Here is a 21,009-nt window from a genome sequence, read left to right as displayed (position 1 = left end):
GGGATCACTTTCGGGTCCCCCACCCATTCCCCGGGCAGTCCCTTTTGCGGGAGCAGATCATGAGTAACCAGTTATCGGCCATGCTACGCGCCTGGCAGGAAGGCAAAACAGATACCGAATGGGTTCTGGGTACGGTTTATCGCACCGAGGGTTCGGCCTATCGCAAGGCCGGGGCAATGATGCTGATCAACGGGCACGGGCAACAATTCGGGCTGCTTAGCGGCGGCTGCCTTGAAGCCGACATCATCCGCAATGCCCGACGTGCCATGGTAACCGGCAAAACAGTCATGCTGGTTTATGACGGCAATGACGAAGACGATCTGTCCTTCCGGCTTGGTGTCGGCTGCGGCGGCAAGGTATTTATCATGCTGCAACCGCTTGACCGCGCAAACGACCTTGGGCTTTCCGACCTTTGCGATGCTTTGGCAGTGCGCCAAAGCGGTCTGTATTTCCAGAAAATCGGCGACACACGCGGATATTTCAAACGCGCCGACCACACCGGTCAGCGCACCGCCTATATCGAGGACCGCATTGATGGTGACTGGCTTGTCACACCAATTGTGCCCGAACCGCATACCCTGATTGTCGGGGGCGGACTGGATGCCCGGCCTGTAGTCTCCATCGCGCATGAAATGGGTTGGAAAACCACATTGGTTGATCCGCGCCCCGCAAATGCCCGCCCGGAACATTTCGCCAAGGCAGACGCGATCCTGCGTCAGATGGACGCGAGCCTTGTTGATTATGTTGCGCAACATCGTGTTGATGCCGCAATCCTGATGTCACATAGCATTGATATCGATGCCAAGGCGCTTCAAATTCTGAAATCCAGCCAGCTGCGTCATGTTTCCATGCTGGGTCCACGCCATCGTTTCGCCGACGTTCTTGAACGTGCGGACCTTGCCGAACCTGCCCTTCCCTTCCCGGTGGCAAGCCCGGCCGGGATTGATATCGGCGGACAACTGCCCGAAAGCATAGCACTTTCGATGTTATCGGGCATTCACGCGGCACTTTACAAACATTGCGCCGCCCCCGCACTGGCACAGGCCGCGGAATGAAGAAAATCGCCGCTCTTATCCTTGCCGCAGGTGAAAGCACGCGATTTGGCGGACGCAAACAGCTTGCCGATATTGATGGCAAGCCGATGCTTGAACACGCAATTGATCAGCTTCGCCCGATCTTCGAAGATGATCTTTATGTCGTGCTGGGTGCCTATCGCGATGAAATCCTCTCGGTGATCGGCAATCGTGCCAAAACCATCACCAACGATAACTGGCAATCCGGCATGGGATCGTCGATTGCAGCCGGGATTGCCGGAATTTGTGCGGCTGGTACGTATGACGGTGTTCTGATCGCCCTTGGTGATCAGGTCGGCTTAACCGGCAGCGACTATCAGAAACTTCTGAATGCCTTTGACGGAAGCCACATCATTGCATCGCGCTATAAGGAAATGAACGGCGTTCCTGCACTGTTTCCGGCCGCCTATTTTCCGGAACTTTCCATGATGGGTGGCGCGCGCGGTGCACAACAGGTGCTTAATAACAGCAGTTACAATATCAGTGCGATTGCAATCCCGAATGCAGAATTCGATATCGATACCCCGGAAGATCTGAAACTGTTTTCCAGCCAGCTTTTCGAAGCAAGCTGACCTGCAACCGATTTTAAGGCAATCTGGATATCTTCAGCATCTGGCGAAAAACGCCGCAACCGGAACCGCGCATTTATGAAATCAACCGCCAACATCATGGTCCTTCTGGTCGAGGACAACATGGATATTGCCGGAACAATCAGCGACTACCTGACGATAGAAGGCATCGAATGCGATCATGCCTTTGACGGTGAAACGGGTTTTCAGCGCGCACTGACCGGCGAATATGATGTGATATTACTTGATATCATGCTGCCGTTTCGCGATGGCATCAGCATCTGCAATGCATTGCGCAACGAAGGGATCGACACGCCGGTTCTGATGCTGACGGCACGCGACACGCTTGCCGACAAACTTGAAGGTTTCGGCGCCGGGGCAGACGACTATCTCGTCAAACCCTTTGCGCTTGAAGAACTGCTGATGCGCACAAGGGTTCTGTCGCGACGCCGCAGTGGTGAAATCCGGCGGTTTTCACTTGGCGATCTGATTGTTGATTTCGAAAACAGACATGTCGCACGGTCCGGGCAGGCAATCAGTCTTTCGCCAACAAGCTGGACCATTCTGGAAGTTCTCGCGCAAAACAGCCCGCATGTTGTGACACGATCACGACTGTCGATGGCGCTGTGGCAGGGAGACCCGCCAGATACCAATGCGCTCAAGACACATCTTTACAAATTACGGATGCGCATCGACAAACCGTTTGATCAGAATTTAATCCATACCGTCGCCGGCCAAGGCGTGGCCCTTCGCGAGTAGAATCAATGCATTCCTGTGCACCAATCCAGAAAACCTTTTCCCGTTTTGTACGGAATTACGTTTTGCTGGCACTTGTCATTACGCTGGTGATCTATACCGGTGTGGTTAATTTCTACATGCTGTATGGCAAGTGGATGGTTGCGAGTTTCCAGTTGCAGACCATCGCGGAACAATATGATGAAATGCGCGCCAAAGACCCAACGACACCGCTTCCCAACGGCTTTAACATCCAGACCTTCACGGATTATGATACGTTACCGGAACGCCTGCGCGACCGCTACAAGCCCAACGATATCGACCCGGGCGAGCTTTACTACCTGAACACCGATAAATATGCCGCGCAAAAAGACCCCGATAACCCGGTCTTTCTGGTGTTTCCCCATATTCTTGCCGACGGCACGCAAATCATGCTGCTGCAAACCTATCACGCGGGGGATGAGGACAGCGTCTATTTTTCGCGATTGCACAAACTGGCTCTTCTTTCCATTCCGTTTGCGCTTGGTGTTGTTGCGATATTTGCCTATGTGCTTTGGCTGATCGGCAAACGCATGACGCAGCCATCGGAGAACCTGCAAAGCTGGGCGAAAACCCTGTCGACGGAAAATCTTGATCAACCGGTCCCCGATTTCGGCTTTACCGAACTGAATGATGTGGCCAAGGAACTGCATCAGTCACTGGTAAGGGTCGACAAGTTCGTGACACGTGAACGCGAATTCCTGCGTCAGGCCAGCCATGAATTGCGAACCCCGGTAACGATTGTCAGCGGCAATGTCGAATTGCTCGATAAAACACCGTTAAACGAAATTCAGGTCCGGCTGGCCGCGCGCATCAAACGCGCCAACCGCAACATGCAGCAATTGATTGAAACCCTGCTTTGGCTGGGGCGCGAAGCAACACCGAACGGTATTCAGGAAAAGATCGACTATCCGGCCTTCGTGCGCGAAGCCATCGTCGATCTTGCCTATCTGACCGACGGCAAGAACCTGACATGCGAATTCAGTGCCGACGATGAAAGCGGCGAGATCATTGCATCGCCTGCCGCGTTGATGATTGTCGTATCCAACCTGATCCGCAATGCGTTCGAACACACCCCCAAGGGGCAGGTGACTGTCCGGCTTGAAGCCAACAGACTGATTGTCGAAAACAACCTGATGACCTGTGCCGGCGATTATGTCCGCGATCAGGGCGAAGGCATCGGCCTGCATCTGGTGCGCCGGATTTGCGAACGCTGCAACTGGCATTGCGATACAACCTTCCTTGCCGCGGGCGGCATGCGCGCAATCTTCACAGTCAGCAACCACACCTGAGGCCCCACGGCACGCCAGGACCCGGTATGGAAAAGAAATGCCATTATAGAGCAGCTACTTCCGGAACAATTTCAAGAATCAAAGAACGACAAATCCGCGCAGAACGCTGTGAACAGGATATTGTATAAATTTACCCTCGACTCTTCAAAAAGACTCCGATATCGTTTGATTAATCGATTAACCAGCTAATCAGTGTTGCCAGATCACATCTTTTGGGTGTTTGACGGGGGTATTAAGTGGCTTCACCGCGTTCCGGACCGAATATGAGCATGATTGCCGACGCCCTTGGGGTGTCTTCGGCAACCGTATCGAACGCGCTGTCGGGAAAGGGCCGGGTATCGGCCGATCTGGTCGATAAAATCCGCAAAAAAGCCGACGAACTTGGTTATGTTCCCAGCAATGCGGGCCGGGCACTGCGCACCGGTCGATCAAATGTACTGGGCCTTGTCCTTCCCGATATTTCCAACCCGCTGTTCCCGCAAATCGCGCAGGCGATGGAAACGGCGGCATCAAATGCCGGTTACGGGGTTCTGATTGCGGACTCGCGTGGCAATGTCACCACCCAGACACAAGCCATCAGCCGCCTGATCGAACGTGGTGTTGATGGTCTGGTCGTCATTCCGCGTCGTGGCACACGGATCGGCGATGTTGGATGCCCTGTTGCAATGGTCGATACCCCTTCAACACCGGGCAACACCGTTTCGGCAGACCATTGGGAAGGCGGGGCCAAGGTCGCGCGCCATCTGGTCGATCTGGGTCACAAAAATTTTCTTCTGATCGGGCATGACCCCGCATCGAACGTGCAAAATGACCGCATCGGCGGCATGAAATCGGCACTTGGCCGCAATATCCGTCATACGACGATCTGGCTTGAAACATTGATGCGCGAACGTGGCGAACGGGCATCGCTTGGCCTGATTGACCACGTTCAAAACGGGGTCACAGCAATTGCAGCCGTTTCGGATTTACACGCCCTTCGCGTTCTGACCGAATTGCAGACTGCCGGGATCAAGGTCCCGCAACAGGTCAGCGTGACCGGCTTTGACGACCTTATTTTCTCGCCCGTGGTGACCCCTTCGTTGACCACGTTGCATATGGATATGGCCCGAATTGCCGAATTGGCGATTGCCGCCCTTGTGTGCGAAATCGAGCAGGCCAAATCCACTGCCCCAACCGGCAAGACGTTAAAACGTACCGTCACTGCCGACATATCCAAGGTTTCGATGGAACTGATGGTCCGCGCGTCAAGCGGACCGGCGGTTTCCCCTGACGCACCCTTCCCAACCGGAGAAACGCTGTGATGCCGATGAAAAAACTGCTTATGGCTTCTGCTGCCCTTTTGCTGTCCGTAAGTGCGGCAAAGGCTCAGGAAAAGACCCTGACCATTTCGGTCTATGGTTTTGCACAGGATGAATTCAAGAAAATCCTGTATGACCCGTTCGAAGAAAAATGCGGTTGCGAACTGGTTGTTGAAACCGGCAACTCGGTCGAACGTCTTGCCAAAATCGAAGCCAACAAAGCCGAACCGGTCATTGACCTTGCGGCTATTTCCATGCGTGATGCACTGGCGGCTGCCAAGGATGGCCTGACCGACAAGGTGGATATGTCCAAACTGTCGAATTTTGACAAGCTTTACGACATTGCCAAAGACCCGAATGGTGATGGCATGAGTGTTGGTTACACCTTCTATGCCAGCTCGATTGCCTATCGTTCTGACAAGATGACAGTCGAAAGCTGGGCGGACCTTCTGGCCGATGACGTGGTCGATCATGTTGCCCTTCCGAACGTCACGACCACACAGGGCCCGCTGACGCTCTATATGCTGGGCAAGGCCCTTGGCGATGAAGACCCGTCGCTCAAAACCCCGATTGCCGCCGTTGGCGAAAAGAAGGACGAGATCGTCACCTTCTATGTACGTTCTTCCCAACTGGTGCAGTTGATGCAGCAGGAAGAAATCTGGGCCGCACCCATCGGGCGTTTTGCATGGTCCGGTTTTTCGAAAATGGATTTGCCGATCAAATGGGCAACCCCGAAGGAAGGCCAGTCCGGTGGCATGAATGTCATGGTCCTGACCAAAGGCAGCAAGAACCGCGACCTTGCGCTTGAATTCATGGATTTCTGGCTTTCGACCGAAATCCAGACGGCATTGGCAGAAAACCTTGTCGACAGCCCGGCCAACAGGGATGTCAAGGTTTCCGACGAGATTGCCGAGAACCTGACCTATGGGGCCGATACCGTTGCCAATCTGCATCTGATCCCGTCACAGGTTGCCATCGACAATCAGGAAACCTGGTTGTCGGAATGGAACAACAAGGTCGGCCAGTAATCGCCACCATGATCATTATCGGATCGGGGCAGGTCGCCATTTGCCCCGATCCGGCGAGCCTTGCTCGCGCCATCACTTATTGACTTTAACCGAAGACAAGGTTGCCGAGATGTTTCAGAACCGGGCCGAAGCCTTTGCGCTGGTCCTCCCTGCCGCGATCTTTGCCGCTGTGGTCTTTCTGGCCCCGGTTCTGATTCTTCTGTCCGAAGGTTTTCGGTCGGGCGATAGCTGGACGATACAGGCCTATATCGATTTCTTTTCCCAGTCGCTTAATCAGACTGTCTTTTTGCGCACGCTTAAACTGGCAGCGATGGTCACGGCCGCCTCGGCCGTCATCGGCTATGCTGCGGCCTTTGCAATCGTGAACCTGCCGCCAAAGGGCAAGGGCCGGATCACCGGACTTGTTGTCTTGCCGCTGATGATTTCACCGGTGGCGCGGACCTATGCGTGGCTGGTGATCCTTGGCCGGACCGGATTTGTGAACAAGGCACTGGTTGCCGTCGGGCTATCGGATGAACCGATCCGCTTCCTGTTCACCGAAACCGCCGTTTTCATCGGCTTGCTGCAACTGTTCCTGCCACTCATGATCATTTCACTGATCAGTGCGCTTGAAAACATGCCGCGCGATGCGGTGCCGGCTGCTCGTGTTCTTGGTGCCAACTGGTTACAGGTTTTCACCAAAGTCATCCTGCCACTAACCAAAGAAGGCCTTGTGATCGGTGGCACACTGGTCTTTACCGGATCCATGACCGCCTATATCACCCCGGCCATTCTCGGCGGGTCCAAGGTCCTGATGCTTGAAACCCTGCTGTATCAGCGCGTGACCGTGGCCAATGATTTCGTATCGGCCAGTGTGATCGCCCTGATCCTGATCGTTATGGCATTTGCAGCCAACCTTCTGCTCAAACGCCTTGCCACCGCGAGGAACAAGCGATGACCAACAAGCCGTTTTCCCCGATCATTCTTTTGCTGGTGCTGGCCTTTCTGATTGGTCCGTTCCTGATCATTATCGCGGCATCGCTGTCGGCGGGCGAAACGCTTGCCTTCCCGCCGCAGGGGCTGTCCCTGCGCTGGGTGCTGAAAGTATTCGAAGTCGAAAGCTTCCGTGCGAGTTTCGGTATTTCCATGTTTCTTGCCATCGGCGGCACGCTTGCCGCCCTGATCCTTGGCATTCCGGCAAGTTATGCGCTGTCGCGCTACAAGGTCCCCGGTGCGGAAACCATCCGGACCATCGTATCGTCGCCGATCATTGTGCCGGGTATCATCGTCGGTTTGGCACTGCTGCGTTATTTCGTTGTACCTTTCAATTTCGGCATTCTGTTTGCGCTGTTTCTGGCGCATACCGCACTGATCCTGCCCTATGCGGTGCGCGTGGTGTCGGCCAGCCTGAACAATTTGCGATCTGACATCGAAGAAGCCGCCGTGCTTTTGGGGTCATCGCGGATTGGCGCCTTTTTCCGCGTGGTGATGCCCAATATCCGTGGCGGTATTCTTGCTGCCTTCATTCTGGGCTTTGTCACCAGCTTCAATCAGGTTCCGGTTTCCCTGTTTTTGTCGGGCCCCGGTGTCCGAACCCTTCCCATCGACATGCTCGCCTATATGGAAATCACCTATGACCCGTCGGTCGCAGCCCTGTCCGCGCTGCTGGCCTTCATGTCGCTGGGCATTGTCTTTCTGGCCGAACGTTTCCTAGGATTTTCCCGCTATGTCTGATGCCCGCTTTCTCTGCCTTGAAAAACTGACCCTGTCCTACGGCAAAAACGTTGCCGTGCCGGAAATGGATCTAGATATCGGCAAGGGTGAACTGGTTGCCCTGCTTGGCCCGTCGGGTTGTGGCAAAACCACAACCATGCGCGCAATTGCCGGGTTGATGGAGCCGTCATCGGGCAAGATCATCCTTGATAATATCGATATCACCCGAACCCCCGCCAACAAACGGCCGGTCGGGCTGGTGTTCCAATCCTATGCCCTGTTCCCGCACCTTAATGTCTATGAAAACGTGGCCTTCGGCCTGAAACTGATGGGTGTTCGCGGCAAGGAACTGGACGACAAGGTGCAGGAAGGCCTTCGAACTGTCGGCCTGTCCAAATTCGCCACCCGCAAACCGGCCGAGCTCTCCGGCGGTCAGCAGCAGCGCGTCTCGCTGGCGCGTTCGATGGTGATGGAACCCAAGGTGCTGTTGCTTGACGAACCGCTCTCAAACCTTGATGCACGGCTCCGCCTTGAAATGCGCACCGAATTGCAGCGCGTACAAAAGGAAAGCGGTGTCACGATGATCTTTGTTACTCACGATCAGGTCGAAGCCCTTGCCATGGCCGACCGGATTATCGTGATGCTTGATGGTCATATCGAACAGATCGGCACGCCCGAAGATATCTATAACCGCCCGGTTTCCGATTTTGTTGCGGACTTTGTCGGGTTTGAAAATGTCTTCGCGCTTGAAGACGGCAAACTCAAAACCGCAACCGGAACTGTCGAACTTTCGGGCACGCCCCCGCTTGATACCAAAGGCCTTGCCTGGCGACCGTCGATGGTCTCCCTTGGCAGCGGACCGTTCGAGGGCACCATACGCGGTACGTCATTTGCCGGAGGCACACGGGAATACCTGCTTGATACCCCGCTTGGCACGATCAAGGCGGAATGCGATGCCAGCCTTCCGACCCATGAATTCGGTTCTGTCCTGAAATTCGATCTGCCTGTATCGCAGGCCGCACCCCTATCGCGCGTCGGGAGCCTTTGATGGGACTTTGGATCGACACCGATATGGGCTTTGACGATCTGGCCGCGGTGCTGGTTGTCATCCATGCCGGAAAGCGGATCGACGGAATGTCCCTGATTGCCGGGAATTCCCCGCTTGAACGCGTGCGGATCAATGCAGCCAGTGCCGCACGCCAGTTTGGCTGGGGTTTCAAAATCTATACCGGTCGGGAAACGGCGGTTATGGGCGGACTTGAAACCGCCGAACGGATTCTTGGCCCCCTTGGCATGCAATCAAGCGGCGCACACCTGCCCGATTGCCGTCCGATTGCCGAAAGCAGCGCGTTCGACGGTCTTTGCAACTGGCTTGAAGGCAAATCCGGACCGGATGATGAACGCCATATTCTGGCCCTTGGCCCGCTTGGCAATATTGCATCCCTGGTTCTGGCCCGGCCTGATCTGGCGCGCAAAATCGACCGTGTGACATGGATGGGGGGTGCCGTAACGCGCGGCAATCACACCGCACTCGCCGAATATAATGCCTTTGCCGACCCCGAAGCTGTTGCCATTACCCTGTCCCATCAGGTGCCCCTGCGCATGGTTGATCTTGGTCTCTGTCGGCAGGTACAGGCCATCCCGAATGATGTGACACCCATCCGCAATGCTGGCGGAAAAAATGCCGGTCTTCTAGCGGACCTGACCGAAGGATATATCAATATTGCCCTATCACGCGGGCGCGATGCGATGGCGATTTTCGATCCTTGCGCGTCGGTCGCGGTAATTGATCAGGATGCGATCAGCTTTGCCGATGCACATATCGAAATTGATACCAGCCACGGCCCTTCGCGTGGGCAAACCATTGTTGACCCACACCCGACCGCGATCAAAAACGCGCAATATGCCGTTTCTGTTGACACAAAACGCGCGCGCGACCTGATCTTTTCAGCCCTCAAGGCGGAAGCAGCGAAATGAATAACCGCACGACAGAACCCGGTGATCTGACCTGCCATAAATTGCGCACACGTGCCATCGCCGCCGCACGCGGCGATGAACCGTTCGATATCCTGATTACCGGTGGCAAGCTCGTCGATATGGTGACCGGTGAAATTCGCAAGGCCGATATTGGCCTGATAGGGCCAATGATCGCAAGCGTCCATGAACCGGCAACCAGAAGCGACGCCCGCAAAATCATCAGCGCCCGGGGCGGTTATGTCAGCCCCGGCCTGATCGATACACACATGCATATCGAAAGCTCGATGGTCACACCGGCGATCTATGCCGAAACGGTCGTTGCCCGCGGCGTCACCACAATCGTCTGGGATCCGCATGAATTTGGCAATGTGCGGGGGCTTGATGGTGTCCGCTGGGCGATTGATGCAACACGTGACCTGCCATTGCGCGTACTTGTTCTGGCACCGTCCTGCGTTCCCGCCGCCCCCGGCCTTGAAATGTCCGGTGCTGATTTTGACGGTGATGCCATGGCTGAAATGCTGTCCTGGCCCGAAATCGCCGGGGTTGCCGAAGTCATGAATATGCGCGGTGTGATTGATCGCGATCCGCGCATGACCAATATCATGCAGGCTGGGCTTGCATCGGGGAAACTTGTCTGCGGTCATGCACGCGGCCTTGAAGGACCTGATCTTGCCGCCTTTATGACGGCCGGGGTCAGTTCTGATCATGAACTGGTTTCAAACGATGATCTGATGGCAAAACTGCGTGCCGGTCTTGCGATTGAAATGCGCGGATCGCACGACCATCTGCTGCCGGGTTTTGTCGAAACGCTTAATGAATTGGGTTTCCTGCCACAAACCGTCACGCTTTGTACCGATGACGTCTTCCCCGACGACCTGTTCAATGCTGGCGGGCTTGATGATGTGGTGCGTCGCCTGGTCCGTTATGGCATGAAACCGGAATGGGCGTTGCGGGCGGCAACCCTGAATGCTGCGATGCGCCTTGGCCGTTCCGATCTTGGTCTTATTGCGGCCGGGCGGCGTGCCGATATTGTCGTCTTTGACGACCTGACCGATTTTCAGGCGCGCCATGTCATCGCAAATGGCGAGACTGTTTCCGAGGCCGGTGAAATGACGGCGAAAGCCGTTTCGATTGATCCCGCCCCCCTTTCGGACACAATGAAGATGGATGTCCTGAGCATTGATGATTTTCGCGTGCCTGCGTCCGGGGATCGCGTCCGGATTGCCATCATCGACCGACCGCGCTTTACCCGCTGGGCGACGGCTGACACCGATGTAAAAGACGGCTATGTTGTGCCACCTTCGGGCACGACCATGATCGCGGTTGCCCATCGCAACGGAAAGGCGGACAGCAAACCACGCGTCGGCTTCCTGACCGGATGGGGTGACTGGAAAGGTGCTGTTTGCACCACCGTCTCGCATGACAGCCACAACGTTACGGTGTTTGGTGGCAACCCGCGCGACATGATGGTGGCGGCCAATGCCGTCATCCGTGCCGGTGGCGGTATGGCCGTGGCATCAAACGGTAAGCTTGATGCGCTTCTTCCCCTGCCGCTTTGCGGGCTGGTTTCGGACGCACCGATGGATCATGTTGCGCAGCAATTTGCCGATATCCGAACCGCCACGGATGCGATTGTCGACTGGCAACCGCCCTATCTGGTTTTCAAGGCCCTGTTCGGCGCAACGTTGGCCTGCAATCCCGGCCCGCACCAAACCGACCGCGGGATCGGCGATGTTACCACCGGTCAACTTCTGACCACGCCGGTTCTCGAAGGCTTATAGATCGCCAAATACCCCGCGATATCCATCATGTTATCGCGGGGAATCGCCTATTACTTCGCCGCGTCCAGTGACGCAAAATAACCCGGCTGATAATCGATTGGCAGGAAGCGGTCATGCAGTTGGCGGAACGTTTCATCGGGATCAAGATCGGCAAACAGATCCGGATGGAACCATTTTGCCATCTGCTGGATCGCGACGAACTGATAGGGGCTATTATAAAATTGGTGCCAGACAGCATGGAATGCATGCGTTTTTTGCGCCGCAATTCCAAGATAGGCCGAACGTGCCGGATAATATTCCAGCTTCTTCTCAACCAGTTGCGCATCCGCCCCCGGCCCGACCGGCACCCATTTCCCGCCCGGGACATAGGCATCCCACTCGGCACTGGTGACAATCACATGATCGGGACTTGAAACCAGAACCTGTTCGGCATTGATTTGCCCGAATGTTCCCGGGATCAGGTCCTTCGCGATATTGTCGCCCCCCGCCATTTCGACCATCGCACCGAAATTGCCGTCGCCAAACGAATGGCAGCAATCCTCGTAAAAACCGGCAGCCCGGTCGATGAAGACCTTGGGGCGCGCCGGATTGGTTTCCGCCAGTTTATCGGTCACGCGGGCAATTTCGGCGGCGCGGAATGTGATGAACTCTTCTGCGCGGGCTTCCTGATCGAACAGTTTGCCAAACAGCCTGATTGATGGCTCGGTATTGTGTTCCGGATCATGCCGGAAATCGACATAGATCACCGGAATGCCAAGCGCACCAAGCTTCTCAACATAGTTCGCCTCTTCAACGGCCTGTTGTGTTTCAAGGTTCAGGAACACGACATCAGGCTTTTGCGCAATCGTGGTTTCGATATCAATCAGGCTTTGTTCCAGCCCGGCAAAAGCCGGAATATCGCCAAATGCCGGGAACTTCGCCAGATAGGCCTGATAAGTAGCCGGGTCGGCCTCGATCAGATCCTTGCGCCAGCCAACAATCCGTTTTGCCGGATTTTCACGATCCAGAGCAGCGATGATATAAATCTGCCGCCCTTCACCCAAGACTGCCCTTTGGATCGGCGCATTGACCTCGACCTTGCGTCCGGCAATGTCGGTGACGGTGATCATTTCGGCCAAGGCCGTCTGAATAAAAAGCAGGCTTAAAGCGGCGGCTGTGATCAGGCGTGATATCGTTTTTACGATCATTATTATTCTCCGGGAATTTCTGATGGTCGGGCAATCGTGTCTGCACGCGCGCGCGCAAAAACGGTCAGGACAAACCCGATGGCGTAAACAAATCCGACAAGGAAATAGATATTTGAAAGTCCGGCGGCCTGACTGAACAAGCCACCAAGAGCGATACCCGCGATCGAGGCAAATTGCGCCGTACTTTGCGCAAGACCAAGGACGTGACCCTGGCGGTGGTCGCCCGCCGCCCGCGACACAAGGGCGGTCAGTACCGGCGTCGTCGCACCAAGCAACACACCCCAGATAAAATACATCGCGGTAAAAACAAAGATCGACCGGGTGGCACCGGCAAGCCCCGTCACCACCACGCATCCGGCAATCACCAGACACATGCCGCCCAGAATATCGCGCGCAGCACGCCCTTCGAAATAGCGCGCCCAAAGGGATGCCGAAACAACAAAACCAAGTGCCAGCAGGCCATAGCAAAAACCGACGACCCAGTTCCCGACATCAAAGATGTTCAGCACATAAATCGAAAACGGTGATTGGGTTACCATTCTGCCGAGTAGCAAAATGCCGAGAATGGTCAGAATGGAGATGATCTGTGGTGATCGCAAAATACTGATCTTTGCGACGGGCGTTGCATCCGGGGCAGCATCACGGTTTGTACCTTTTGGCTTTACAACCGGCAGCAATACCCAAACCGAGATCAAACAGATCGTGCAAAGAATGGCCGCGGAAAAGTTGATCCAGAAGAAAGCCGCATGATCAAGGATCACACCGCCAATCAACGCACCGCCAAGCGAGCCGACATTGGTTGAGACCTGAAGATAGGCAAACAGCTTTGCCCGTCTTGCTGGACTTTCGATACTGACACCGTAAGCCTGTGCCGGTGCAATATACCCAGCACAAGCCCCTTGCAAAAACCGCAACATCAGGATCAGCCAAACGTCATTGGCATAGGCGAGCGCAAGCTGGGTAATCGCAAGCCCGAAAAGGGCTCGCATCATCATGGCCTTATGACCGAACCGATCCCCAAGCCGCCCCCAGAACGTGCTGGTTAGCATGATGCCCAGCATCGGCCCGACATAGACCGCAATACTGGCAAATGTGAACAGGTCGTCCGAATGGCTTAATGAATGCAAATGAACGGGCCAGAACGGCCCGCTCATCTCCATTGCGCCCATCGAAACCAGCTGAATGATAAACAGAAGATGTATCTGCCAGCGAACGGACATCCGACTAGAAATCAGCCGTTACAGACAGCAGAGCCGTACGAGGTGCTCCGACAGAGACCATGCTGAATTCGTTGACACCCGCCCAATAGTCCTCGTCCGTTACATTCTGGATCGTCGCCCGGAAGGTAACTGGTGTTTCTGCGAAGATTGTTTTGTAACGGAGGCCCAAGTCCAGCGTCGTAGAATCCGGGATATCCAACGTATTCGTTGTGTTGACATATTGCTCGGAAACGTGGTTGACCGTGCCACTTAGCGTCAGCCCCTGCGCAAATGGTGTATCCCATTCGGCCGTCAGGTTGATTGACATTTCCGGTGCACCAACAGCCTGATTTCCCTTTGTTGTCGCACTATTGGTTTTTGTCAGTTCCGCATCCAGGAACATGACGCCGCCAAGCAATCGCACATTGGGCATAACTTCACCGAAAACACCAAGCTCAATACCACGATTTCGCTGCTCTGCATCGGAGTTATAAACGTTATTTACCAACTGTCCCGATGGTTTCGTGATCTGGAATATCGCCGCCGTAGCACCGAAGTTACCGTAATCAAGCTTCACACCTGTCTCGATCTGCTTGGCAACGTATGGTGCCATTGCTTCGCCGGCATTGGTCGCTGTATTTGGTGCAATGCTGCCGCGGCTGAGCCCTTCAAGATAGTTGGCATAAACCGACAGCGAATTGTTTGGTTTCACGACAACACCAACCATCGGGGTCACGACGCTATCGTCATAACTTGAAGTTATCGCCCCGGTCGTGGCATTGAAGTTGTCCGTATCAATACGCTGATGACGAGCGCCCACTGTCACTTGCAGGAAATCATCCCACATCGACAGAGTATCTGCGATGGCAATCCCGCTCAGATCGGTTTCTGAGAGTTTTGGGCGGCCCGCCGGAACCACGACAGCATCCATCGGATTGGCAATAGGTGAATATATGTTGGAATTCAGAGTATCATCGCCGTTCCGCAATCCCCGGCTAAATTCATCGGAATAACGGCTGACTTGCAAAGTTGCCTGATGTCCGACGAAACCTGTTTCAAACTCCCCACGAACTCCCGCATCCGCGGTCCAGCGTTTGGTTTGAAACTTGGCATACGAAACGGTATCGGTTGTATCCCCGGCAGTGTTCTGGATTTCAGGATAACCGAACAGGCGCTCTACCTGGGTTTTCCCGGCACCGAAACTACCGAACAAAGTCATTTTTTCGGTAAGGTCATATTCGGCCCCAAGAAGAGCTGACTGATCGGTTACCTCGGACCATTCCCACTCATTAGCAACGTTTCTATTCCCATCTGGCGCATTTGGCATCGAGGTAACAGCTCCATCCACCAGAAATTCCCGGAATGGCGCATTCAGGTTTTCACGTTGATCAATCAGGTCAAGTGTTGCTCTGAAATCATCACCACGATAATCAAGGGCAAGCGCCCCTAACGATGCTTCTCGTTCCTGATGATCAAGGTATGTATCGCCGTTGTGGTAGCCACCATTGAAGCGGACGCCCACCTGATTCTCGTCGCCAAAGCGACGACCGAAATCAACGTTACCCCCTACCTGCTCGCCAAGTCCGTAATCGGTACTGACCCGGTTCAGGTCTTCGTCTCCGGCACGTTTGGGAACGATATTGATCACACCACCAACACCACTATTAGGTGCCATTCCCCCCAGAAGCGCAGCGGGGCCTTTAAGAACTTCGATGCGCTCGGCATAACCAGTCTGCGCACGATATGTTGGTGCAACACCGTAAACCCCATTGAAGGAAACTTCGCCAGAGTTACCGGTATTCATGTTGAAACCACGGATTTGATAGGTATCAAGCATCCCGCCACTACTGTTTGGTGACCGAACGGATGGATCATGCTTTAAGACATCGGCAATCGTCTGAGCCTGCTGATCGGCAATCTTTTCGCTGGTGTAACTGGTGATGCTGACGGGTGCATCCATGATGTCCGTATTGCCCAGCATGCCAAGACGGCCACCGGTCGCGATCTGGCCACCGGCATAGGCAGGTGGCAGATCGGATTGCGTGCTGTTGGCTTCAACCCGGATCGGATCAACAACCGCCGCCCCGCTTTGCCCTGCTTCCGCCGCAGGGTCGATCAGGATCAGGGAATTTTCGCCAGTTTCACGATAGGAAAGCCCGGTACCGCGCAGCAATGTATCAATTGCGGCGGGAACCGTCATATCCCCGCGGATTGCGCGCGCACCATCGATAGACGGCAGATCAATCGTATAGGCAATCCGCCATCCCGAAGCGGCGCCAATTTCAGCAATCCCTTCGGCAAGGGAGGAAACCGAAATATCAAATGAATAGGTCGCCTGTGCAATTTCGGTCTGCACATTTGCCGCCAGCGCCCCCGATGTCGCTGGAACGACCATTGCCGTTGAAACCAGCAATGCCGAAATCAGAGAGTATGTTCTTGTTCTTGCTTGTTTGAATTCCAACTTCCCGCTCCATAAACGTCTTTTCTTTCAGGCAGGTCCCCCCTGCATCTAAAAGGACAAACGAACGGGAAATAAGAGTCCTCACATCGGAGAATGATTTTTTGCGAATTTCTCGCAATCTCAGTAAACAACAGTCAACCAGGGCGAGGTTCTGACGACCTTTGCGCCAATCGCATCGGCAACAGTTTCAAGCGATCCGGGAATATCGGTCGTCGGGAAACTACCGGAAATGCTGCGTGTTCCTACATCGCCAATCACAACGATGCGGCCTTCATCAAAGTTTTCCAACCGGGCGGTCAGCTCTGAAACGGACATGTTGTGCACACTAAGCCGCCCCTTCATCCAGGATAGTGCGAGTCCGACATCGCCGATTTCAGATGGCGAGAGGGTTCCGTCATTGACAACAACCTGCTGCCCCGGTCCCAGCAGGACACCGTTTTCATTCAGCCCGCTTGATACGCGAACAGCCCCATCCTCGACAACCACAACAGTCTGTTGTGAAAGTCGATCCACATTGAATCGGGTGCCAACGACCTGTACCGTGGCATCGCCGGTCCGCACCCGGAACGGATCGCCATTACGGTGGACAACTTCAAAAAATGCCTGTCCCCGCAATAATTGTATTTCCCGGTGGCCTTCATCGAAGTCGGTCGATAACGCACTGTTGGCCGCAAGCCGCACAACCGAACCATCGGGCAATGCAATTGCAGTGACATTTGACTGCCCGGTAACGATATCGGCCTGGATGTTATCGATGAAATCGGGATGAAGGAAAAAGACCGCGCCCGCGACAAATACCATTCCCGCAAGGGCGGCAAAAGAGCGCCGCGGGCGGAACCATGAGAGGAAACCGGAAAGTGCTGGCTTCCTTTGGATTTCAGAAAGACGTCTTGCCGGCTCCTCGATCCGGGCCCAAAGCACGCGCATCTGATCGAAGGCCAGCCGGTTATTGCGGTCTGCATTCAGCCATTGTTCGAACTCGTATTCCTGCTCAGCCGACAGCGAACCACCTGCCCGTCTTGCGTGCCAGAGTGCAGCTTCGTCCTTTTGCTGTTCAGTCGGTTCAAAAGCGCCTTGCATAGGTTCCCGTTTCGCCCGTCATGATCTGGCGTTCATATCAGTAAATGATGTGATCCGCCAAATTCCCTTTCTATAAACAATAACGGATGACGATAAAATATCCTCATAGCACGTATGGGATTTATCAGACGTCGTCGCGATAGGCTGCCAGCCGTTCCTGGCAATGGCGCATGGTCCGGGCCAGTTGTTTTTCCACCGCACTGACGGAAATGCCATACTTTTTCGCCAATTTTGCGTTGGATATGCCATCGACACGATGAAGGATGAACATCTCGCGCGCCTTTGGCGAAAGTTCCAGCAAGGCACGGTCAAGCGCGGAAAGCGCCTGACGGGCTTCGGCATGATCGTAAGGAGACGTCGTTTCACACTGCCATATCTGATCCGGAAGGACCCCGTTCATGGCCTTCGCGCGGCCAAAGGTGCTGCGGTGATGATCAATGACGGCATTGCGTACTGACGCATAAAGCATCTTGGTATTGGCTTCCGGCTCGCCGCAATCACCGGACTGCATCAGACGCGCATAGACATCCTGCACAAGTTCGGCCGCAACTTCACGATCACGTATCCGCCGAACAACCATCGCGACAAGCTGACGCCGATGGTCTTCGAACAGCTTTGCAAGTGTGTTCCGCCAGAAACTCATGCGTATGTTCTATCATTACCTATGAAACTCCGCCCTATGGCCCGTTTCGCGCGCCCGGACAGACAGCCCCCACAACGGTGACGAGCGGAAAGTATCAGTAATGATAATCATTTTCAATATTGTTGATGCTTTTTGTAACCATACCAATCAAAACATGCGAAGCATCGATAAGTGGCGATGCCTTAGCTGATCAGATGCCCTTTCGATCGCCCATTCACCGACCACGATTAACAAGGGCAAAGCCACGCATTGATCTCGTGGGTAATGGCAGCATCGGCGCCGTCCGACAATAACATGGCCAAACGTTCAATTACGGCTTCACGCCAGAACGGACTATCCTGCAACTGTCTGGGCATCCAGCCGGGAAGCTTCGCAAGATTTTCATATATATCTGCTGCATCCTGATAACCGGCCAATGCTTCTATTATTTCGTCCGCACGCGGGTCATTTAGAAGTTCGGCAGCTGCGTCTGGCGCAGTGTTGACTCGCTGGCGCATCACAGCCATCCAGGCTGCAAAACAAAGGGCAAATGTGCCGATCTTCTTGCTGTCCTGTGGCAGGTCGCAGGCCGGGGCAAAAATCCGCTGCGGGAGTTTTTCGGTGCCATCCATGGCGATCTGGCGGGTTTCATGTGCGATTTCCGGGTTACGGAAACGCGCGACCAGTTCGGCCCCGTAATCCGAAAAATCAATCCCGGCAAGCGGTGCCATCGTTGCAGCAGCATTTTCCATATGCTGCGCAACAAGTTGCGAGAAAGCCTCGTTCGCCATGGCGTCGCGGACATAGCGGTAATCACCGACTTGCCCCAAATAGGCGATCAGGGAATGGCTGCCGTTAAGCATACGAAGCTTCATAAGCTCGTATGGCTCTACATCGTGAACCAGAATTGCACCTGCTTCTTCCCAGGCGGGCCTGCCATCGGGGAAATCATCCTCGATAACCCATTGTGAAAAGGGTTCGGTTTCAATTGCCGCCGGGTCGTCCATCCCGGTTAAACGCCTGGCATCCGAAAGCGTTGTCGCTGTCGCAGCCGGGGTAATCCGGTCAACCATCGTCGAAGGGAAGGACACATTATCCTTGATCCAGCCTGCAAGGTCCGGGTTGCTCCGCTTGGCAAAGTCAATCACACCGTTGCGCAACAACACCCCGTTCGATGGCAGGTTGTCACAAGAAACGATTGTAAATGGACGAATGCCAGCCTGTTTGCGGCGCTTCAGCCCGGCAACCAATATCCCGAGAAGCCCGGTTGGCTTGGCGGGATATGCCAGATCATGTTTTACAGCCGGATGTTCCGCCTGAACCGTCCCCGACACCCGATCAATGCCATATGCCTTTTCGGTGACCGTGATGGTAACAATCCGGATTTCCGGATCGGCAAGCGCATCCAAAACCGGTGCAACATCACGCGAAGCCGCTATTGCCTTTGACAGGCTGGTGATCCTGCGGGCCTTGGGGCCATCCGGATGACGTTCAATCACCGTAAAGGCGCAGTCCTGGGCATTCAGGGCGTCGACAATATCAGTGCTGCGCAGACTGACACCGATGATGCGCCAGTTCCCGCCTTTGGCCTGCATCGCCACGTCGGTATAAACAGCCTGATGGGCGCGGTGAAAAGCACCAATACCGATATGTACGATACCGGCCGTTGCCATATCTGCATGGAGGGCAGCAGCGGAATTATCCGAAGGTGTCATTTTTGGGCCCCAAGCAAATCAAACCTTGCAGAAAGTGCCATCATTACCCCCCGCAACTCGGCAAGGCCCTTGAGACGCCCGATCGCCGGATAACCCGGCTGTCCCTTCCGGTTCAGGTCATCAAGAATATCCTGCCCGTGATCCGGACGCATGGGGATGTTCCAGTCCGCACGTCCCGCAGCCTTCCGGCGTGCTTCCTCTCGCAGGATTTCCTCGATCAGATCGACCATATTGGTGTCACCGTCCAAGTGCTCTGCCTCGTGGAAACTGCACGGCAAGCCTTCGCTTTCGCGTTTGGTATTGCGCAAATGGATGAAATGCACGCGATCCCCCCAGCGCCTCATCATCCCCGGCAGGTCATTTTCAGGACGGACACCAAGCGAGCCGGAACACAACGTAATACCGTTCTCCGCGATATCGATAGCACGCATGATAAAGGCGTAATCGTCTTCGGTCGACATGATCCGCGGCAACCCCAGAAGCGCGAAGGGGGGATCATCGGGATGGCAACACATACGAATACCAACCTCGCGCGCGACCGGAACAACTTCTTCGAGAAACGCGACCAGATTGGCCCGCAGCGTATCGGCGTCGATAGCGGCGTAGGTTTCAAGCAGGGCACGCAGATCATCCAGAGAGAGGTTTTCAACCGACCCCGGCAAACCAAAGGCAACCGTTCGTTCCAGCTCGGCACGGCGTTTGTCCGTCATTTCGGCAAAACGGTTTTTGGCTTCGGCAACGATTCCGGCGGGATAGTCATTTTCCGCACCGGCACGGTTCAGGATGAACAGGTCAAACGCGACGAAATCGGTCAGGTCAAAACGCATGCAGGTCGCACCGTTGGCTAGTCGCCAATTCAGATGCGTGCGTGTCCAGTCAAGAACCGGCATGAAGTTGTAACAGACAATACGGATGCCGGAATCGGCAAGGTTGCGAAGGCTTTGCTTGTAAGCTTCGATGTGATCACGCCACGGACCAACCTGACGTTTGATCGATTCGGAAACCGGGAGACTTTCAACAACATCCCAGGTCAGTCCCGACGGCGCACCATCTTTCATGGTCGCGATTTCGGCATGACGCCTGGCAATTTCATCGGAAGTCCAGACAGCGCCACTCGGCACATGATGAAGGGCGGAAACCACACCATGTGCACCGGCCTGACAAATATCGTCAATGCTGACCAGGTCACTCGGGCCGAACCATCTCCAGGTTTGTTTCATGTGTTTCTCTCTGTATTGGCGTGGTGTCTTCAACACCGACT

Annotated in this window: 18 protein-coding genes; 11 read left to right on the top strand and 7 right to left on the bottom strand. The window is 54.8% G+C overall.

Translation table 11 applies throughout. From position 1 onward, the window contains the following. Positions 1–59: 59 nt before the first annotated feature. The 11 genes from TH3_RS02410 (at position 60) to TH3_RS02360 (ending at position 11,484) form a co-directional block, all read left to right on the top strand. Positions 60–1,055: an XdhC family protein gene (locus TH3_RS02410; protein ID WP_007088988.1), complete on the top strand. Its 996-nt coding sequence runs from the start codon at positions 60–62 to the stop codon at positions 1,053–1,055. After that, a complete protein-coding gene (locus tag TH3_RS02405; RefSeq protein ID WP_007088989.1) occupies positions 1,052–1,645 on the top strand; it encodes a nucleotidyltransferase family protein in 594 nt (197 codons plus the stop codon). Before TH3_RS02410 ends, TH3_RS02405 begins: the two co-directional genes overlap by 4 nt. A 75-nt stretch (positions 1,646–1,720) precedes the next feature. Beyond that, positions 1,721–2,401: a response regulator transcription factor gene (locus tag TH3_RS02400; RefSeq protein WP_007088990.1), complete on the top strand. Its 681-nt coding sequence runs from the start codon at positions 1,721–1,723 to the stop codon at positions 2,399–2,401. 62 nt (positions 2,402–2,463) lie between these two features. Next, positions 2,464–3,708, top strand: coding sequence for a sensor histidine kinase (locus TH3_RS02395; RefSeq protein ID WP_007088991.1), 1,245 nt, complete (start codon positions 2,464–2,466; stop codon positions 3,706–3,708). A gap of 263 nt (positions 3,709–3,971) precedes the next feature. Further along, positions 3,972–5,009 (top strand): LacI family DNA-binding transcriptional regulator, encoded by a 1,038-nt coding sequence (locus tag TH3_RS02390; protein ID WP_007088992.1) that lies wholly within the window; start codon positions 3,972–3,974, stop codon positions 5,007–5,009. Next, on the top strand, positions 5,009–6,034 hold the full coding sequence (locus TH3_RS02385; protein WP_202965955.1) for an ABC transporter substrate-binding protein: 1,026 nt from the start codon (positions 5,009–5,011) through the stop codon (positions 6,032–6,034). The genes TH3_RS02390 and TH3_RS02385 overlap by 1 nt, the downstream gene beginning before the upstream one ends. Positions 6,035–6,143: 109 nt before the next feature. Then, positions 6,144–6,971: an ABC transporter permease gene (locus TH3_RS02380; protein ID WP_007088994.1), complete on the top strand. Its 828-nt coding sequence runs from the start codon at positions 6,144–6,146 to the stop codon at positions 6,969–6,971. Next, the gene (locus TH3_RS02375) at positions 6,968–7,747 is read left to right on the top strand and encodes an ABC transporter permease (protein WP_007088995.1); all 780 of its coding nucleotides are present in this window, start codon (positions 6,968–6,970) and stop codon (positions 7,745–7,747) included. The genes TH3_RS02380 and TH3_RS02375 overlap by 4 nt, the downstream gene beginning before the upstream one ends. Continuing rightward, on the top strand, positions 7,740–8,774 hold the full coding sequence (locus TH3_RS02370; RefSeq protein WP_007088996.1) for an ABC transporter ATP-binding protein: 1,035 nt from the start codon (positions 7,740–7,742) through the stop codon (positions 8,772–8,774). The genes TH3_RS02375 and TH3_RS02370 overlap by 8 nt, the downstream gene beginning before the upstream one ends. Next, positions 8,774–9,703, top strand: coding sequence for a nucleoside hydrolase (locus TH3_RS02365; protein WP_007088997.1), 930 nt, complete (start codon positions 8,774–8,776; stop codon positions 9,701–9,703). Before TH3_RS02370 ends, TH3_RS02365 begins: the two co-directional genes overlap by 1 nt. Then, positions 9,700–11,484 carry an adenine deaminase gene (locus tag TH3_RS02360; protein ID WP_007088998.1) on the top strand — a complete coding sequence of 595 codons (1,785 nt, stop codon included), beginning with the start codon at positions 9,700–9,702 and terminating at the stop codon, positions 11,482–11,484. Before TH3_RS02365 ends, TH3_RS02360 begins: the two co-directional genes overlap by 4 nt. Positions 11,485–11,534: 50 nt before the next feature. Here TH3_RS02360 and TH3_RS02355 read toward each other — a convergent pair whose 3' ends face one another. From TH3_RS02355 to uxuA, 7 genes are all read right to left on the bottom strand, one after another. Further along, positions 11,535–12,671 (bottom strand): ABC transporter substrate-binding protein, encoded by a 1,137-nt coding sequence (locus tag TH3_RS02355; RefSeq protein WP_007088999.1) that lies wholly within the window; start codon positions 12,669–12,671, stop codon positions 11,535–11,537. Between the two features lie 2 nt (positions 12,672–12,673). Next, complete coding sequence (locus tag TH3_RS02350) at positions 12,674–13,891, bottom strand: MFS transporter (RefSeq protein WP_007089000.1); 1,218 nt, start codon at positions 13,889–13,891, stop codon at positions 12,674–12,676. 4 nt (positions 13,892–13,895) lie between these two features. After that, positions 13,896–16,331, bottom strand: a complete 2,436-nt coding sequence (locus TH3_RS02345) for a TonB-dependent receptor (protein WP_007089001.1) — start codon at positions 16,329–16,331, stop codon at positions 13,896–13,898. Between the two features lie 120 nt (positions 16,332–16,451). Further along, positions 16,452–17,411, bottom strand: coding sequence for a FecR family protein (locus tag TH3_RS02340; protein WP_007089002.1), 960 nt, complete (start codon positions 17,409–17,411; stop codon positions 16,452–16,454). A 124-nt stretch (positions 17,412–17,535) separates the two neighbouring features. Continuing rightward, entirely contained in the window at positions 17,536–18,054 is a 519-nt protein-coding gene (locus TH3_RS02335; protein ID WP_007089003.1) for an RNA polymerase sigma factor, read from the bottom strand. Positions 18,055–18,281: 227 nt separating this feature from the next. After that, a complete protein-coding gene (locus tag TH3_RS02330; RefSeq protein ID WP_007089004.1) occupies positions 18,282–19,748 on the bottom strand; it encodes a mannitol dehydrogenase family protein in 1,467 nt (488 codons plus the stop codon). After that, positions 19,745–20,968 carry a mannonate dehydratase gene (uxuA, locus tag TH3_RS02325; RefSeq protein ID WP_007089005.1) on the bottom strand — a complete coding sequence of 408 codons (1,224 nt, stop codon included), beginning with the start codon at positions 20,966–20,968 and terminating at the stop codon, positions 19,745–19,747. Before uxuA ends, TH3_RS02330 begins: the two co-directional genes overlap by 4 nt. Positions 20,969–21,009 lie beyond the last annotated feature (41 nt).

The sequence above is a fragment of the Thalassospira xiamenensis M-5 = DSM 17429 genome, from assembly GCF_000300235.2.
GTDB lineage: Bacteria > Pseudomonadota > Alphaproteobacteria > Rhodospirillales > Thalassospiraceae > Thalassospira > Thalassospira xiamenensis.
The sequence above is the reverse complement of the archived record's forward strand: the minus strand, read 5'-3'. Positions and strand labels throughout refer to the sequence as shown.

Coding starts and splice junctions, on each gene's coding strand:
- TH3_RS02370 (WP_007088996.1), top strand. CDS start 7,740: ATGTCTGATGCCCGCTTTCTCTGCCTTGAAAAACTGACCCTGTCCTAC.
- TH3_RS02410 (WP_007088988.1), top strand. CDS start 60: ATGAGTAACCAGTTATCGGCCATGCTACGCGCCTGGCAGGAAGGCAAA.
- TH3_RS02375 (WP_007088995.1), top strand. CDS start 6,968: ATGACCAACAAGCCGTTTTCCCCGATCATTCTTTTGCTGGTGCTGGCC.
- TH3_RS02365 (WP_007088997.1), top strand. CDS start 8,774: ATGGGACTTTGGATCGACACCGATATGGGCTTTGACGATCTGGCCGCG.
- TH3_RS02360 (WP_007088998.1), top strand. CDS start 9,700: ATGAATAACCGCACGACAGAACCCGGTGATCTGACCTGCCATAAATTG.
- TH3_RS02405 (WP_007088989.1), top strand. CDS start 1,052: ATGAAGAAAATCGCCGCTCTTATCCTTGCCGCAGGTGAAAGCACGCGA.
- TH3_RS02350 (WP_007089000.1), bottom strand. CDS start 13,891: ATGTCCGTTCGCTGGCAGATACATCTTCTGTTTATCATTCAGCTGGTT.
- TH3_RS02380 (WP_007088994.1), top strand. CDS start 6,144: ATGTTTCAGAACCGGGCCGAAGCCTTTGCGCTGGTCCTCCCTGCCGCG.
- TH3_RS02335 (WP_007089003.1), bottom strand. CDS start 18,054: ATGAGTTTCTGGCGGAACACACTTGCAAAGCTGTTCGAAGACCATCGG.
- TH3_RS02330 (WP_007089004.1), bottom strand. CDS start 19,748: ATGACACCTTCGGATAATTCCGCTGCTGCCCTCCATGCAGATATGGCA.
- TH3_RS02340 (WP_007089002.1), bottom strand. CDS start 17,411: ATGCAAGGCGCTTTTGAACCGACTGAACAGCAAAAGGACGAAGCTGCA.
- uxuA (WP_007089005.1), bottom strand. CDS start 20,968: ATGAAACAAACCTGGAGATGGTTCGGCCCGAGTGACCTGGTCAGCATT.
- TH3_RS02390 (WP_007088992.1), top strand. CDS start 3,972: ATGAGCATGATTGCCGACGCCCTTGGGGTGTCTTCGGCAACCGTATCG.
- TH3_RS02385 (WP_202965955.1), top strand. CDS start 5,009: ATGCCGATGAAAAAACTGCTTATGGCTTCTGCTGCCCTTTTGCTGTCC.
- TH3_RS02355 (WP_007088999.1), bottom strand. CDS start 12,671: ATGATCGTAAAAACGATATCACGCCTGATCACAGCCGCCGCTTTAAGC.
- TH3_RS02400 (WP_007088990.1), top strand. CDS start 1,721: ATGAAATCAACCGCCAACATCATGGTCCTTCTGGTCGAGGACAACATG.